The organism is Pararhizobium antarcticum (genome assembly GCF_001885585.1).
Lineage (GTDB): Bacteria > Pseudomonadota > Alphaproteobacteria > Rhizobiales > Rhizobiaceae > Pararhizobium > Pararhizobium antarcticum.
In genome coordinates, this window is the sequence record NZ_LSRP01000002.1 from 16,221 (window position 1) to 32,062 (window position 15,842).

At 62.9% G+C, this 15,842-nt stretch carries 11 protein-coding genes; 6 read left to right on the forward strand and 5 right to left on the reverse strand.

Annotated features, from left to right (window positions below):
* The first annotated feature begins 39 nt into the window (after positions 1-39).
* Positions 40-825, forward strand: a complete 786-nt coding sequence (locus AX760_RS01390; protein WP_071831055.1) for a hypothetical protein — start codon at positions 40-42, stop codon at positions 823-825.
* A 124-nt stretch (positions 826-949) separates the two neighbouring features.
* Entirely contained in the window at positions 950-1,888 is a 939-nt protein-coding gene (locus tag AX760_RS01395) for a DMT family transporter (RefSeq protein WP_071831056.1), read from the forward strand.
* A 327-nt stretch (positions 1,889-2,215) separates the two neighbouring features.
* On the opposite strand, the gene AX760_RS01400 is transcribed toward AX760_RS01395, so the two are convergent.
* The 4 genes from AX760_RS01400 to AX760_RS01415 all read right to left on the reverse strand — a co-directional run bounded on the left by AX760_RS01400 (position 2,216) and on the right by AX760_RS01415 (position 8,424).
* A complete protein-coding gene (locus tag AX760_RS01400) occupies positions 2,216-2,506 on the reverse strand; it encodes a GIY-YIG nuclease family protein (protein WP_071831057.1) in 291 nt (96 codons plus the stop codon).
* Between the two features lie 361 nt (positions 2,507-2,867).
* Positions 2,868-5,078, reverse strand: coding sequence for an FAD-dependent oxidoreductase (locus AX760_RS01405; protein ID WP_071831058.1), 2,211 nt, complete (start codon positions 5,076-5,078; stop codon positions 2,868-2,870).
* A gap of 137 nt (positions 5,079-5,215) precedes the next feature.
* A complete protein-coding gene (locus AX760_RS01410; RefSeq protein ID WP_071831140.1) occupies positions 5,216-6,424 on the reverse strand; it encodes an acetyl-CoA C-acetyltransferase in 1,209 nt (402 codons plus the stop codon).
* A gap of 203 nt (positions 6,425-6,627) precedes the next feature.
* The gene (locus AX760_RS01415) at positions 6,628-8,424 is read right to left on the reverse strand and encodes an acyl-CoA dehydrogenase C-terminal domain-containing protein (protein ID WP_071831059.1); all 1,797 of its coding nucleotides are present in this window, start codon (positions 8,422-8,424) and stop codon (positions 6,628-6,630) included.
* A 389-nt stretch (positions 8,425-8,813) separates the two neighbouring features.
* Here AX760_RS01415 and AX760_RS01420 point away from each other — a divergent pair, with 389 nt between their 5' ends.
* The 4 genes from AX760_RS01420 (at position 8,814) to AX760_RS01435 (ending at position 15,024) form a co-directional block, all read left to right on the forward strand.
* On the forward strand, positions 8,814-12,767 hold the full coding sequence (locus AX760_RS01420; protein ID WP_071831060.1) for a peptidoglycan-binding protein: 3,954 nt from the start codon (positions 8,814-8,816) through the stop codon (positions 12,765-12,767).
* A gap of 238 nt (positions 12,768-13,005) precedes the next feature.
* Positions 13,006-13,932: a sulfite exporter TauE/SafE family protein gene (locus tag AX760_RS01425; RefSeq protein WP_071831061.1), complete on the forward strand. Its 927-nt coding sequence runs from the start codon at positions 13,006-13,008 to the stop codon at positions 13,930-13,932.
* The gene (locus AX760_RS01430; protein ID WP_071831062.1) at positions 13,932-14,726 is read left to right on the forward strand and encodes a TIGR02186 family protein; all 795 of its coding nucleotides are present in this window, start codon (positions 13,932-13,934) and stop codon (positions 14,724-14,726) included. The genes AX760_RS01425 and AX760_RS01430 overlap by 1 nt, the downstream gene beginning before the upstream one ends.
* Positions 14,727-14,787: 61 nt before the next feature.
* Positions 14,788-15,024: an Lrp/AsnC ligand binding domain-containing protein gene (locus AX760_RS01435; protein ID WP_071831063.1), complete on the forward strand. Its 237-nt coding sequence runs from the start codon at positions 14,788-14,790 to the stop codon at positions 15,022-15,024.
* 110 nt (positions 15,025-15,134) lie between these two features.
* On the opposite strand, the gene pdeM is transcribed toward AX760_RS01435, so the two are convergent.
* Positions 15,135-15,839 (reverse strand): ligase-associated DNA damage response endonuclease PdeM, encoded by a 705-nt coding sequence (pdeM, locus tag AX760_RS01440; RefSeq protein ID WP_425348803.1) that lies wholly within the window; start codon positions 15,837-15,839, stop codon positions 15,135-15,137.
* Positions 15,840-15,842: the final 3 nt, after the last annotated feature.

Genomic DNA, 15,842 nt, shown 5'->3' on the forward strand with positions numbered 1-15,842 from the left:
AAAGCCAGTCATAGGATCGGCCATAGGATATGTTTCCTGATGAAGCGCGCTTTCCTGACGCTCGCTGGCGGCTGCGCCGGTATTGCGCTGACGATTGCGCTGTTGTCGGCCGGTTCGGCGGTGATCAAGGGGCGGGACAGCGCCGACAGCGCCGATTTCGTTCTGGAAACGCCTGAGATCACGGATCTCGATGGCGCGTCGGAGATCGACGCCAACGAGGATGCCGGCATTGCACCCTTTGACGAGGCGGCGCCTGCGGTGCGCAGCATCGCGCCGCTGGAATTCGGCTTGCCGGAGGCGGTGACATCTGCGCCGCTGGAGCGGATCGAGCCGCGCACGCCGCTGTCCGCGCCTGAAGTGAAGGTTGTGAAGCCCGTAACGACGGTCCTGCGCCAGCCGGTTGCCGTCGCCGCCGGGCTGATCCGTTTTGGCGACCGCCTGCTGCAGCTTCAGGGGCTTCTCCCGCAGGATGCCGCACGGATCTGCGACCACGGCGGCACGTCGTGGCCCTGCGGCATGGTTGCGCGCACGGCGTTTCGCAATTTTCTGCGGGCTCGCGCCCTCGTCTGCACCATGCCGGAGGGCGGCTGGACGGGCACCGCGACGGCCACCTGCACCGTCGCCGGCCTCGACCCGGCACTCTGGCTTGTCGACAATGGCTGGGCGAGCCTGCCGGACGGATCGCCGCTGGCGGAAAAAGCCCTTGCCGCGGCCAGAGCCGGTCGCGGATTTTCCGGCCCCGATCCGCGCGACACACGCCCCGTCATCCCGGAAGAGGACGGTGTCGATCCGATATTCGGTGAAAACGCCCTGCCCGTGGAGTGAGCGGCACAGCAATCCGGCTGAAGCAGGACCGGTTCCCGCAAGCCTGCACCAGCCATGTCGCGAAACGACGCGCATCCCCACTGCGATTCAGGGCAGGATCGCCTTTGGAGTATGGGAGGCTGTCTTGCAGAATCGCACCGCACTGGGGATTGCCTATCTCTGCCTCGGCATCCTGATCTTTTCCGTGCAGGACGCCATCATCAAGGCGGTTTCGGGCAGCTATCCGCTGACCCAGGTCGTCGCCACCCGCGGTGTCGTCGCCATCCCTCTTCTGCTGGCGCTGGTCCATGTCGACACCGGCCTGGGCTCGATCTTCGCCCGCAATGTCTGGCCGCTGGCCGGGCGGGCGCTTCTACTTCTGGTCGCCTATACCAGCTATTACATGGCTTTTCCGGCGCTGCCTCTGGCCGACGCCGTGGCGCTTTATTTCACCGTGCCGCTGTTCATGCTGGTGCTGGCCGCTCCTTTTCTCGGGGAGACGATCGGCTGGCGGCGGATCACCGCCGTCGGCATCGGCTTCGTCGGCGTCATGGTCATGCTGCGGCCGGGCGCCGGGCTGTTCGAGCCGGCGGCTCTGCTCTCGCTGTTTTCGGCGGCGACCTATGCGCTCGCCATGCTGATGGCCCGCAGGATGGGCAACGACGTCTCGGCCTCGGTCATGTCCTTCTACCAGAACGGCGTCTATCTCATCGGCGCGCTGGTCATGGCCGGCTTCTTCCACGCCACCGGCATCCATGAGGCCAGCCACAAGTCGATCGAATTCCTGGTCCGCCCTTGGGTCTGGCCCAACACGCACGATTTCCTGCTGATCGCCGCCTGCGGCGTCATAGCGGCTGTCGCCATGACGCTGCTCACCAATGCCTACCGCATCGCCAAAGCCAGCGTCGTCGCCTCCTTCGAATACACAGGCATGCTCTGGGCGCCGCTCTGGGGTTTTTTGTTTTTTGGCGAGATCCCGCATCTGACAACGATTGCCGGGGCCGGGCTGATCATTGCGTCGGGGTTGTTTGCGCTGTCATCGCCGGCTGCAAGGGAGGACAAAGGGGCGGATGGGGAGAGTTAGGGTCGCGGCCGTGCTCATTTCTTGCAGCGATGGGCATGTGGGCGCTTTGTCCGGTACTCAGAACCGATTGCTTGGCCTCAATCGTCCCATAGCCTCCGTCATTCCTGTGCTTGTCACAGGAATCCAGCCACCGCGTGTCCACGCGGTGAGGGGCTTTTATGTTCGCGGAGAGGAAGACGTCTTTCGCGCCGCAGACGCGGCGCACTGGATTCCTGTGACAAGCACAGGAATGACGGAGGAGAGGGTGTGCCCCGACCGATAGATTCGAGTGTGAGGCACCTGCGAGAAGCGTGCGCAGTGTGTGCCGCGCCGTACGCCCGCGCGCCGTCATAACCCATGCAGATAATGCGCGATATCGTCCCAGTCCGGGTTCATCGCCTCGATCAGATTGAGCTTCCACTGGCGCGGCCATTTCTTGATGGTCTTCTCGCGCGTGATCGCCGTCGTCACCAGATCATATTCCTCGAACCACACCAGCGTCTTGACGCCATAACGGCTGGTAAAGCCCGGCGTCAATTCGTTCTGATGTTCGAACAGTCGGCCCGGCAGATCGCTGGTCACGCCCGTATAAAGCGTGCCGTTGCGCTTCGAGGCGAGAATGTAGACATAGCCTTTCATGGTGGAAAGGTGCGGGATAGCAGGGCGGCTGGCAAGAGGGGGCTGGCTTGGGTGGAGGCTTGCGACGGGGCTGGTTGACAAATCGCCTGCGCCTCTCTCACCAGAGTTTGTTTTTAGCCTTCGCTGTCACATCCACCCGTCATGCCTGCGCCTGTCACGGGCATCCAGCCACCGCGCGTCTGCGCGGTGAGGGGGCTTTTTTGTTCGTGGAGAGGACGACGTCTTTCGCGCCGTAGACGCGGCGCTCTGGATTCCTGTGACGAGCACCGGAATGACGGCGGATGGCGCGCAACCCGTCGATCCGGACCAACGGAACAGGCCCCGAAGGGCCTGTTTTGTCGTCATACGATATCGAAAATCCTCAAGCCGCCTCCCTTGCCGCATACGGATCAAACCGCCCGTAAAACGTCTCGCCCTTCGCTGCCATATCCTGCAGCAGCGCCGTCGGCTGGAAGTGGTCGCCGTAGCTGGCCGCCAGCTTTTCGCACAGCGCCACGAACGCCTTGACGCCCATGCCGTCGATATAGCTCAGCGTGCCGCCGGTATAGGGGGCGAAGCCGAAGCCGAGGATGGAGCCGACGTCGGCTTCGCGCGGGTCGGTGACGATGCCCTCTTCCATGGTGCGGGCGGCTTCGAGCGCAATCGTCGCGAGGAAGCGCTGTTTCAGCACGGTGACGTCGAACGCGTCGGCCGGCTTCTGCGGGAAGAGGTCCTTGAGGCCCGGCCAGAGTGACTTCTTGGCGGGCTTGGCCGGATAGTCGTAAAAGCCCTTGCCGTTCTTGCGGCCGCGGCGGTCGAGATCATCGACCAGCTTGTTGATCAGCGTCATGTGCTGCGGATCGACGGAAGCTTCGCCCAGATCGGCAATCGAGGCCTTCAGGATCTTCTGGGACAGATCGATCGCCACCTCATCGTTGAGCGACAGCGGTCCGACCGGCATGCCGGCCATCTTGGCGGCATTCTCGATCATCGCCGCCGGCACGCCTTCGATCAGCATGTCATAGGCTTCGTGGATATAGCGGAAGACGCAGCGGTTGACATAGAAGCCGCGCGTGTCGTTGACGACGATCGGCGTCTTCTTGATGGCCGCGACGAAATCGAGCGCTGTGGCCAGTGCCGCATCGCCGGTTTCCTTGCCCATGATGACTTCGGTCAGCATCATCTTCTCGACCGGCGAGAAGAAGTGAATGCCGATGAACTGCGCCGGGCGCTTGGAGTTTTTCGCAAGACCGGTGATCGGCAGGGTTGAGGTGTTGGAGGCAAAGATTGCGTCGTCGGCCAGGACGGCCTCGACCTTTTCGATGACGTCCTTCTTGACCTGGCGATCCTCGAACACGGCCTCGACGACCAGCTTGACGTCCGAGAGGTCATTGTAGTCGGCAGACGGGGTGATCAGCGCGAGCAGGGCCTCGCCCTGTTCCGGCGTCATGCGTCCCTTGCCGACACTGTCCTTTACCAGACCCTCGGAATGCGCCTTGCCCTTGGTGGCGGCGTCCATGTCGCGATCAACAAGAGTGACGGGAATGCCGGCGGCGGCCGTCACATAGGCGATCGAGGCACCCATGAAGCCAGCGCCGACGACGCCGATCTTTGCGAATTTCGACTTCGCAATGCCGGCCGGGCGGCGGGCGCCCTTGCCGAGCTCCTGCATCGAGACGAACAGCGAGCGGATCATCGAGAAGGCCTCGGTGGTCTGCAGGATCTGCGTGAAGTACCGTTGCTCGATCTTCAGGCCGGTGTCGAACGGCACCTGCAGGCCTTCATAGACGCATTTGACGATGGCAAGCGCGCCCGGATAATTGCCGAAGGTCTCGCGGCGCAGGATGCCGGAAGCGGCTGGCCAGAGCTGGGCTGCTGCCGGTGTCCAGATGCCGCCGCCGGGCACCTTGAAGCCTTTTTCATCCCAGGGCTGGACGGGTTTAAGGCCGTTTTTCAACATGGTCTTGGCAGCGTCGATCAGCTTGTCCGGGTCTGCCAGTTCGTGCACGAGGCCCATGGCCTTGGCGCGCTGCGGGGTGAGCGAGGAGCCGGTGGTCATCATCTGCAGGGCGTCCTGCGCGTTCGTCAGGCGCGGCACGCGCTGCGTGCCGCCGGCGCCCGGGAAGATCCCGACCTTGACTTCCGGCAGCGCGATCTTGACCGACTTGACGTTGGAGGCAACACGGCCGTGGCAGGCCAGCGACAACTCAAACGCGCCGCCCATGCAGGTGCCGTTGATCGCCGAGACCCACGGCTTGCCGCAGGTTTCGAGCTTGCGGAAGATGCCGTTCATCTGGCCGCACAGCGCAAACAGCTTTTCGGTGGCCGTATCGGGGTTCTTCTTTTTCTCTTCCGCCTGGAAGGTGAACATGCCCTTGATCATCGACAGGTCTGCGCCGCCGGAAAAGGTCGATTTGCCGGAGGTGAAGACGACGCCCTTGATCGCGGCATCGGCAACGACGGCGTCGATGATCGCGTTCAGTTCTTCAAGCACATGCGCCGTGAACACGTTCATCGACTTGTCGGGCATGTCCCAGGTGACAAGCGCCAGGCCGTCGGTGTCGGTGTCGATGGTGAAATTGGTGTAGGTCATGATGGGGTCTCTCCCTGAAATTCGTTCCGACTATTCGCGTGTCCCGCTCTCCGTCCTCCTCTGGCCTGATCCGAGGATCCATGCCGCGGTGCCTTGGATGGTCGGGTCAAGCCCGACCATGACGGAGGATCAAAGGACTACACGCGCTCGATGATCGTGGCCGTACCCATGCCGGCGCCGATGCAGAGCGTCACCAGTGCGGTATTGAGATCGCGGCGTTCCAGTTCGTCGAGCACGGTGCCGAGGATCATCGCGCCGGTGGCACCGAGCGGATGGCCCATGGCAATCGCGCCGCCCGCGACATTCATGGTGTCGTGGGAGATATCAAAGGCCTGCATGTAGCGCAGCACGACGGCCGCGAAGGCCTCGTTGAGTTCGAACAGGTCGATATCGGCAATCGTCATGCCGGAACGCTTCAGGAGTTTTTCGGTGACGTCGACCGGGCCTGTCAGCATCAGCGCCGGGTCCGAGCCGATATTGGCAAAATGCCGGATGCGGGCGCGCGGTTTCAGGCCCATTGTCTCGCCGCCGGCCTTCGAGCCGACCAGCACGGCCGCCGAACCATCGACGATGCCGGACGAGTTGCCGGCATGGTGGACATAGGTGATCTTCTCGATTTCCGGATGCGCCTGGATGCCGACGGCCTCGAAGCCGCCCATCTCGCCGGGCATCTGGAAGGATGGGTTGAGCGCGGCGAGCGACTGCATCGTCGTCGTCGGGCGCATGTGTTCGTCTTTGGCGAGAATGACGATGCCGTTCTGGTCCTTGACCGGAATGACCGACCTGTCGAACCAGCCATTGTCCCAGGAATGGCCGGCACGCTTCTGGCTCTCGACGGCATAGGCATCGACGTCATCGCGGGAGAAGCCGTATTTCGTGGCGATCAGGTCGGCCGAAACGCCCTGCGGCATGAAATAGCCGGGGAAGTTGACCGACGGATCCATGTACCAGGCGCCACCGGACATGCCCATGCCGACGCGCGACATGGATTCGACGCCGCCGGCGATGACGATGTCGTCGGCACCCTGCGCGATCTTGCCGGCCGCAAAATTGACGGCATCGAGACCGGAGGCGCAGAAGCGCGAGATCTGCATGCCGGGTGCACGATTGGAATAGCCGGCCTCGAAGGCGGCGGCCTTGGGGATGACGGCGCCGGCTTCCATGACCGGATCGACGCAGCCCATGATGATGTCGTCGACCAGAGATGTGTCGAGCCCGTTGCGGTCGCGGAGCGCTTCGAGCACCTTGGCGGCCAGCCGCGGTGTCGGCACTTCATGCAGCGCGCCATCCTTCTTGCCGCGGCCGCGCGGTGTGCGCACATGGTCGTAAATGAAAACGTCGGTCATTGTGATTTCTCCCTGTGCAGCGATCATCAGACCGCGCGTCGTCTGTGTCAAATCCGGCGGGCTTCTTCTCCTCCCCAGCGGGGAGAAGGTGGCCCGTAGGGCCGGATGAGGGGGAGCCGCGAACGCAGCATGCGCTGAAAGACCCCCTCATCGCCTCGCGATGCTCGGCATTTCTCCCCGCTGGGGAGAAGCGGCAAGCTCAATCAGAACGCCGCAGCGTCCAGCGCCATTGTCGTGTCGGCGCCGGCCTCGATGCGGGTGCGGCGCAGAACCGTTTCCGGCATGATGCGCTCCATGAAGAATTGTGCCGTGATCAGCTTGTTCTTCAGGTAGTCGGCGCGGGCCGTGTCACCTTCCGCCAGCTTTTCCTCTGCCGTCTTGGCGATCTTGGCCCACATGTAGCCGAGAACGACGAGGCCGAAGAGATGCATGTAGTCGGTCGAGCCGGCACCGGCATTGTCGGGCTTGGCCATGGCATTGCCCATGAACCACATGGTGGACGCCTGCAGGTCGTTCAAGCCCTTCTTGAGGCCCTTGGTGTAGACGACCAGCTTCTCGTTGGAGCGGTTCTCCTCACAGAAATCGCCGATTTCCTTGAACAGCGCGGTGATCGCCCGGCCGCCGTTCTGGGCCAGCTTGCGGCCGACCAGATCGAGCGCCTGCACGCCGTTGGCACCTTCGTAGATCATCGCGATGCGGGCATCGCGGACATACTGGCTCATGCCCCATTCTTCGATATAGCCATGCCCGCCATACATCTGCTGGGCCATGACGGCGTGGTCGAAACCCTTGTCGGTGAGCACGCCCTTGAGGATCGGCGTCATCAGGCCGAGAATATCGTCGGCGGTCTGGCGATCAGCCTCGTTGTCGCTGCGGTGCGCAATGTCGGACTTCAGCGCGGTCCACAGGGTGAACGCCCGGCCGGCCTCGTTGAAGGCCCGGATGGTCATCAGCGTGCGGCGCACGTCCGGGTGCACGATGATCGGGTCGGCCTTCTTGTCGGGTGCCTTGGCACCGGACAGCGAACGGCCCTGGATGCGGTCGCGGGCATAGTTGGCAGCGTTCTGATAGGCCACTTCCGAAATCGACAGGCCCTGCAGGCCGACGCCGAGGCGGGCCTCGTTCATCATCACGAACATGGCGTTGAGGCCCTTGTTCTCTGTGCCGATGAGATAGCCGGTTGCCTCGTCATAATTCATGACGCAGGTCGAATTGCCGTGAATGCCCATCTTGTGTTCGATCGCACCACAGGACACCGGGTTGCGCGCGCCGACCGAGCCATCGGCTTCGACATGGAACTTCGGCACGATGAACAGCGAGATGCCCTTGGTGCCATCAGGCGCGCCCTCGATGCGAGCGATGACAAGATGGATGATGTTGTCCGCCATGTCGTGTTCGCCGGCGGAGATGAAGATCTTCTGGCCCGACAGCTTGTAGGAACCATCGCCCTGCGGCACGGCCTTTGTGCGCAGGAGACCGAGGTCGGTGCCGCAATGCGGTTCCGTCAGGTTCATCGTGCCGGTCCATTCGCCGGACACCATCTTCGGAAGGTAGGTTGCCTTCTGCGCGTCCGTGGCATGCACGAGGATCGCGGCAATCGCGCCCTGGGTGAGGCCCGGATACATGGTCAGGGCCATGTTGGCGGACGACATATATTCGCCGATGGCGGTGTGCAGCGTGTAGGGCAGGCCCTGGCCGCCGAATTCTTCCGGAACCGACAGGCCGAGCCAGCCGCCTTCGCGATACTGGTCGAAAGCCTGTTTGTAGCCTTTCGGTGTCGTGACGGTCGCGTCGTCGTTGCGCTTGCAGCCTTCCTGATCGCCGGACAGGTTGACCGGGAACAGAACTTCTTCCGCAAGTTTTGCAGCTTCGCCAACGATCGCCTCGATCATGTCGGGCGTCGCATCGACAAAGCCGGGCAGGTTGTTGTAGCGCTCGATGCCGAGCACGTCGTTCAGGATGAAAAGCGTATCGTCTACTGGAGCCTTGTAGATTGGCATGTCTCGTGTCCTCGCCTGCAAATCGTATCTGGATTCACCACGTCATTCCCGCCATCCTACAAAACTTTGACGTTTGCGTAAACGTCAAAGTTTGCATACGGACAAACTTTGCTGCCTGACAGTCCGTTTGCCCAAAAAGAACGCATGAAATCCTCCCGGACTACAGCATGCGCGCAAATCGTTAAAAAATTTTCAGTCAGGTTAACGGCTTGTTTACCACGTTTCGTGAAAGGTGGGCGTCGAGATGGTCAAAGCAGCAACCCGTCCTGTCTTCGCGTTTTTTGCAGCTTTGTCCCAGTCGGTAGCGGAAGCGACGTATAGGGGCCCGGATTTCCCGTCCTATATGCCTTTGCCACCGATCCAGGCCGTTAAACGAGGCGAAGAATACAATGACCGGATCGCGATCAAATCCTCCACGCCTTGGCGCCCAGTCCTATGGGGACAGGTCGTCGCTCGATGCGCTGAACCGCACGATCGAGGGGCTTGAGGCGCGCATCGAGGGCCTGATGGGCGGCACTGTGACGCGGGATCCGCGGCAGCGTCCTGCCGAGCACGAGATAAGCCAGCGCCCGGACCCGATTTCCGAAATTCTGCAGCGCCAGCGTTCGCTGAGCGCCGGTCGCGACCGGATCGCCATTCGCGAACGTGTGTCGTCACGCCAGGAGACCGCACCGCGCCAGGAGCCGATCTATCGCCCGGAGGCTTCCCCTCGCCAGGAGCCGCGGCGGGATGCGCGCACCTATCCGGAGCCGACCACCTATGAGGACAAGCGCTACGCGCATGAGCCGATGCGGGCACAGAAGCAGCCGGCCGCAACCCGCCCGGAGACCCTGCACCCGGAAGCCCTGCGTCCTGATCCTGCCATGGCCGACATTGCCAATGCGCTGGTCGGTCTGCGCCAGGAACTGAAGAAGGACATCGCCGACGGCCTGTCGCGCGAAATGAACACATTGCGGGCCGAGATCCGCGGTATCACCGTGGACGCGGCGCAGGACCAGACGCTGGCCGAAGACATGCGCGGCGACCTGCAGAAGCTCGCCGACAGCATCGGCCAGCTCGGCCGTCAGGCGTCGCCTGCACAGGCAGACGCCCTGCGCGTCGAATTCGATGAATTGCGCACCATGATCGACGGGCTTGCCCGCGAGGACAGCGTGCGGCGCATGGAAGAGCGCTGGACCGGCGTTGAAGACCGGCTGAACATTTTCGATTCGAGCCGCGACGACGAGCTCGTGGCGCTCGCCTATCGGCTCGACGAGCTGAAATCGCAGATCGGCGGCATCGACAGCGCGCCGGCGATCCATGCCCTGGAAGACAAGCTGATCTCGGTTGCGCAGGCGATCGAACTGTTGGGCCGCCACATGCAGCCGGACGACCGGCGCCTTGCGTCGCAATTCTCCGATATCGATGCCCGTCTCGACGAGATCAGCCGCGCCATCGTCGCCAGCGGCCGCACCGCAACGCCGGCCGATACCGCCGGCAATGCCCGCGTCGAAGGTCGGCTGGCGGATCTGTCGCGCCAGATTGACACCCTCGCACATCCGCTCGATAGCGGCCTTTCAGCCCGCATCGAGGCGCTGACGGCCCGTGTCGAGGACCTGGCCAATGAAGAGGCGGCCGTCCGGCTCGAAGAACGGCTCGACCAGCTTTCGGCAATGATGGAGCGCTCGCAGAAGACCGCACCGCAACCGGACCTGACCGATTATCTCGCAGACATTTCCGCCAAGATCGATGCGCTCGACCAGGGCAGCGTCAACGAGGCGCTGGCCGAACGTCTCGACGATCTGGCGCGGCGGATCGACCAGCTCGACATGCTGCCGGCCGGACCGCAGATCGGCAATGAGCAGTTTGCCCGGCTGGAAGACCGTCTGACCGACATCGCGCATCGTCTCGAGGAAACCCAGGCAGCCCCTTATGATGACGGCGAGGTGCTGCGCAGCCTGGAAGCGCAGATTGCCAATCTCTCGAGCCTCGTCAGCCAGCCGCGCGAACATGGCCCTGCCACAGCGCTGCCGGTCGAATTCGAAGGCCGGATGAGCGCGCTGGAAGACTATCTGGCGACCAGCGACGAGTATATTATCGAGGCCGCCCGCCAGGCGGCCGAAGCCGTGATGGATGCCTATTCCAAGACGGGCATGGGGCAGACCGCATCCGGCGGCGCAGACGTGGCCGCAATTTCCGCCTTGTCTGATGACCTCAAGGTTCTCGAAAATCTCAGCCGTTCCAGCGAGGAACGCACGGCGCGCACCTTCGAGGCGCTGCACGAAACGCTGGTGCATATTGCCGAAAAGCTGGAACGTCTCGAAGACCGCGAATTCGAGCCTGCCGGACAACGGGCCGAGGCGGAGCCGGCGCCGGCTTTCGGCACGCGCGAATTTCGCGACAACCGCCCGGCGATGCCGAAGGCGGCACAGCCGGTGTTCGAAGTCGATGACGATCCTTTCGCGGGTGCCGATTTCGACAGTCACTACGAGGACCTGAAGCGCGACATGCAGTCGGCGCCTGACGATGCGGACCGGCATACACCCTCGCGCGCCGAGGTTGCCGAGGCGGTTGCGACGACATCCGACAGGATCGAGCCATCTGCGCCGGAGCGCCGGCCGACGACGCCGGCCGCAAGGACCAGCCTGATTGCCGGTCTTGCCAAGCGTTTTTCGGGCAAGAAGGGCAAGGCCGTTGCCACAGCGCAGCGTCAGACGATCGAGCCGACGCCATCCATCGATCCTGTCGAGGCGATGGCGCCGGACATGGCAAACCAGCTGCTCGAGCCGGGTTCCGGCGTACCGGATGTCAAGAAGATCCTCGAGCGCGTGCGTGCCGGCCAGACTGGCCGCATACAGGCCTCCAGCGACGCCGAAAAGGCCGACTTCATCACCGCCGCGCGCCGCGCCGCGCAACTGGCGGCCGAGGAAGTCGACACGATCAATCGTGGTTCGAACCGCGCCACCGCCGGCAGCATCGGCGGTGCTTTCGCGCGCCATCGCCGGCCGATCCTGATGGCCGTCGGTGCCGTCCTGCTGGCGATCATGTCCTATCCGCTGGTCAGCACGCTGATCGGCGACGACAATGGCGTCAAGGTTGCGCCGGTCGCCGTCATCGAGCAGCCAGAGGCCAGCGAAGAGACGTCGAGCAAGGACGTCGAGATTGCAACGCCTGCGGTGGATGGCGACGTCGAGCCGCTGAGCAGCCTGCAGCCGCAAGCCGGCGATGCCGTTCCGGCCAACACTGCGACAGAACTGCCCGTCACGGGCCAAGCGGATGGCATTCCGTCCGAGGCGCTGCCCGCGGGCACGGAACTGAGCGCGCCAGAGACAGCACAGACCGATGCGGAAGCAACGACCACCGGCCCGATGGCCGCGGCTGGCAATACGACGCTGCTCGATCCCGCAGCCACGCCCGGCGAATTGACGTCCGGTTTCGAAGAGCCGAGTGACGCCGCCGCCGCAACGGCGGAAGCATTTGTGCCGGCCGCACAGCCGCAGGCCGACATCGTCGTTCCGGCGGACGTGACGCCGCCGGCCCTGGCAGATGCCGCCAGGAAGGGCGACCCGCTCGCCTTTTTCGAAGTCGGCGCGGTCTATACCGAAGGACGCGGTCTCAAGGCGGATCTTGCCGAAGCTGCAAAATGGTACCAGAAGGCAGCGGATGCCGGCATAGCACCAGCCCAATACCGGTTGGCGAGCCTGTACGAGAAGGGCACCGGCGTTGCCCGCGACCTGTCGAAAGCCAAGATCCTCTATGCGCAGGCGGCCGAACAGGGCAATGCCAGCGCCATGCACAATCTGGCCGTGCTGATGGCCAGCGGTGGCGAAGGGTCTCCGGATTTTGCCGCTGCCGGACAATGGTTTGCCAAGGCCGCCGATCTCGGCGTGCGCGACAGCCAGTTCAATCTCGCCATTCTCTATGCGCGTGGCAACGGCGTGAAGCAGGATCTGGAAGAATCCTACAAGTGGTTCGCGATTGCGGCCCGTGACGGCGACAGCGATGCCGGCCAGAAGCGCGACGAAGTTGCAGCGGCCATGCGCCCTGAACAACTGACGAGCGCCAAGGCAAAGTTCGAAGCCTGGAAAGTCCAGCCGCTGGATGGAAAGGCCAATGCCGCTGAAGTCCCCGATAGCTGGGTCGGCAAGGGCGTCAAGACATCTTCCGTTGACATGAAGAAGGCCGTCCGCAACATCCAGGCGATTCTCAACAACAACGGTTTCGATGCCGGCAAGCCGGATGGCGCGATCGGCAAGAAGACCGTCACGGCGATCAAGGCCTTCCAGAAATCGATCGGCGAAGAACCCACCGGCGAGATCACCGACGCGCTCGTCAAGGAATTGCTGAAGCGAAACGCGCAATAACGGCATCCGCGGCCATAAATATGCCGCGGAGCAGCCGGAAGGAAAGGGCCGAAGACGCTATGGTCAAGGCTCGAAAGGTTGACAGGCCTGGCCTGCGGGCGCATGACAAAACGGCTTTGAAACCGCAATTTTGAGTGGTTTTCAGGACCGCTTCATTCCATTTTCCCCGTGGTGAATCACTTGCCACTTTGAACGTTACCGCCCGCTCTGCGGGCTATTGGCATATCGAGGACTGGCCGTGACGGTGTACCTGCCCATAGCAGAGTTGTCGGTGAACATTTTCATCATCCTCGGCATGGGCGCGGCTGTCGGCTTTTTGTCCGGCATGTTCGGGGTCGGCGGCGGTTTCCTGATCACGCCGCTTCTGATCTTCTACAACATCCCTCCCGTGGTTGCGGTCGCCACCGGCGCCAACCAGGTCGTCGCCTCGTCGATCTCGGGCGCGATCACCCATTTCCGGCGCGGCACGATCGACATCAAGCTCGGCACCGTGCTGCTCTGCGGCGGTCTGGCGGGTGCCACCGTCGGCGTCTGGATCTTCTCCTTCCTGCGGCGGGTAGGCCAGCTCGATCTGGTGATCTCGCTGATGTATGTGCTGCTGCTCGGCACGGTCGGAACCCTGATGCTCGTCGAAAGCATTTCGGCCCTGCGCAAGGCATCCAAAAACCAGGTGGGTACCCTGCGCCGGCCCGGACAGCACAACTGGGTGCACCGTCTGCCCTTGAAGATGCGGTTCAAGAAGTCGAAAATCTACCTGAGCGTGATCCCGGTTGTCGCGCTTGGTTTCGGCATCGGCATCCTGACATCGGTCATGGGCGTCGGCGGCGGCTTCATCATGGTTCCCGCGATGATCTATCTGTTGCGCATCCCGACCAATGTCGTCATCGGCACCTCGCTGTTCCAGATCATCTTTGTCTCCGCCTATACCGTCATCGTCCAGGCGAGTACCAATTATTCCGTCGATATCGTTCTGGCCTTCGTGCTGATGATCGCCGGCGTCATTGGCGCGCAATACGGGGTGCGTGTCGGACAAAGGTTGCGCGGCGAGCAGCTGCGGGCGCTCTTGGCGCTTCTCGTGCTTGCCGTCGGCCTGCGTCTGGCCGTGGAACTCGTCATTCCGCCGAAGGAAATCTATACGGTCGTTTCCGCGGGGCTCGGATTCTGATGCGCGCCCGGGTCTTCATCGCAGCCCTCTTGTTTTCCCTGGCCAGCCTGGTTGCGGCCCCGGTTCTGGCCGAGCCCGGCGATTTCACAGAGAAGCTCGACATCGGCATCTCGACCGACGAGATCGCCATCACCTCGGATTTCCGTGGCGCGGACCTGACGATCTTCGGGGCGATCGATGGCTTTGACGGGAACATCCTGGCACAGGGCAAATACAACATCGTCGTGGCGCTCGAAGGTCCCAAGGACAATGCGACGGTACGCAGGAAGGAGCGTGTCTTCGGCATCTGGATCAACACGAAGTCGATGACTTTCGAGCTGGTGCCGGAATCCTATTCCCTGTCGAGCACCCGCGACATCGAGACAATCGCGCCGACCGGCGACATGAACAGTATGGGCATCGGCGTCGACCACATGCGCCTGACACCAACAGGCTATATTGGCGATGGCAGCAATCTGTCCGAATTCCGCGATGCCTTCCGCCGCGCACGCGAAAATTCCGGCGTCTACCAGCGCGATCCGGGTGGCGTGCAGTTCATCAGCTCCAGCCTGTTCAAGGCCTCTGTCCGGCTGCCGGCCGACGTGCCGAACGGCGTCCATGTGGTGCGCGCCTATCTGTTTCGCGATGGCATGTTCGTGGCGGCCAAGGCGTTGCCGCTCAGGGTCGTCAAGACCGGCATCGAACAGGCGATCACCCGGGCTGCGCATGAATCACCGTTTCTCTACGGCATTCTCGCCGTGCTGCTTGCCGTCATCACCGGCTGGCTCGCCAGCGTCGTGTTCCGCAGGGATTGAGGTCGGGCGCGCGCGCCTTTAAAAGGGGTCGGAAGAGTTCGACCTGTCGAGAGGATTTGCCATGAAGCCGATTTTCGTCCAGCTGCAATGCGCGCCGGGCAAGACCTATGCGGTTGCCGACGAAATCTACCGCAAGGAAATCGTCTCAGAGATGTATTCGACCAGCGGCGACTATGACCTGATGCTGAAGATCTACCTGAGCGAAGACCAGGACATCGGCAAGTTCATCAACGACAACATCGCCACCGTGCCCGGCATCAACCGCTCGCTGACGACGCTGACATTCAACGCGTTTTGATGGGGGCGTCGTGCAGCGCCCTCACTCCAATTGTGTCCGGGTGAAATCTTCGTAGTCCTCTCAGACCGCGAAGCTTTTTTATGTCGCAACCGCGAAAGCGAACTCCTCGCTCACCCCAGCAAATTCGCAAACCGGACGGAATAGACCCTGTCCTGTCCCAGCATATGGGCGACGAGGGTCTGGCGGTCGAAAAGGCCGGTCATCGCCTTGTGGCGCAGGTCGAGGCCGCCGGTGGTAACGCCGAAGGCCGGCATGACGAGGCGGTGGCCATCGCTGGCGAAGCAGGCGCGCCGAATCTTTTTCTCACGGCGGACAACGGTGGCGGAGGGATGCAAATGGCCGGCGATTTCGCCCTTGGCGCTGCCCGCAGACGGCTCATGACGGAAGGTCAGCCCGGCATGGTGCAACTCGTCCATCGCGCTGCCGGGCAGGCGGGTTGTGCCATCCGGATCGTGATTGCCGTTGATCCAGATCCATTCGCGGCCGCGCGCCATGGCCTCGATCATCAGCCGGAAGGGTTCGGGCATGAAAGTCGAGCCGATGCGGTCATGGAAATTGTCACCGAGGCTGATCACGGTTTTCGGGTCGTGGCGGGCAATGACGGCCTCGAGGATTTTCAGGGTTGCCAGCGTGTCATAGGGCGGCAGCATCATGCCGCGCCGGGCAAAGGCCGAGCCCTTTTCCAGATGCAGGTCGGAGACGACAAGCACGTCGTGATCCGGCAGATAGAGCGCGCCCAGCGGATCGCAGATCGCGGCGACGTCGTGGATCGCGATGCGGGCCGAAAGTGCCGGATTGTCCGGAAGGACGGTCATGGA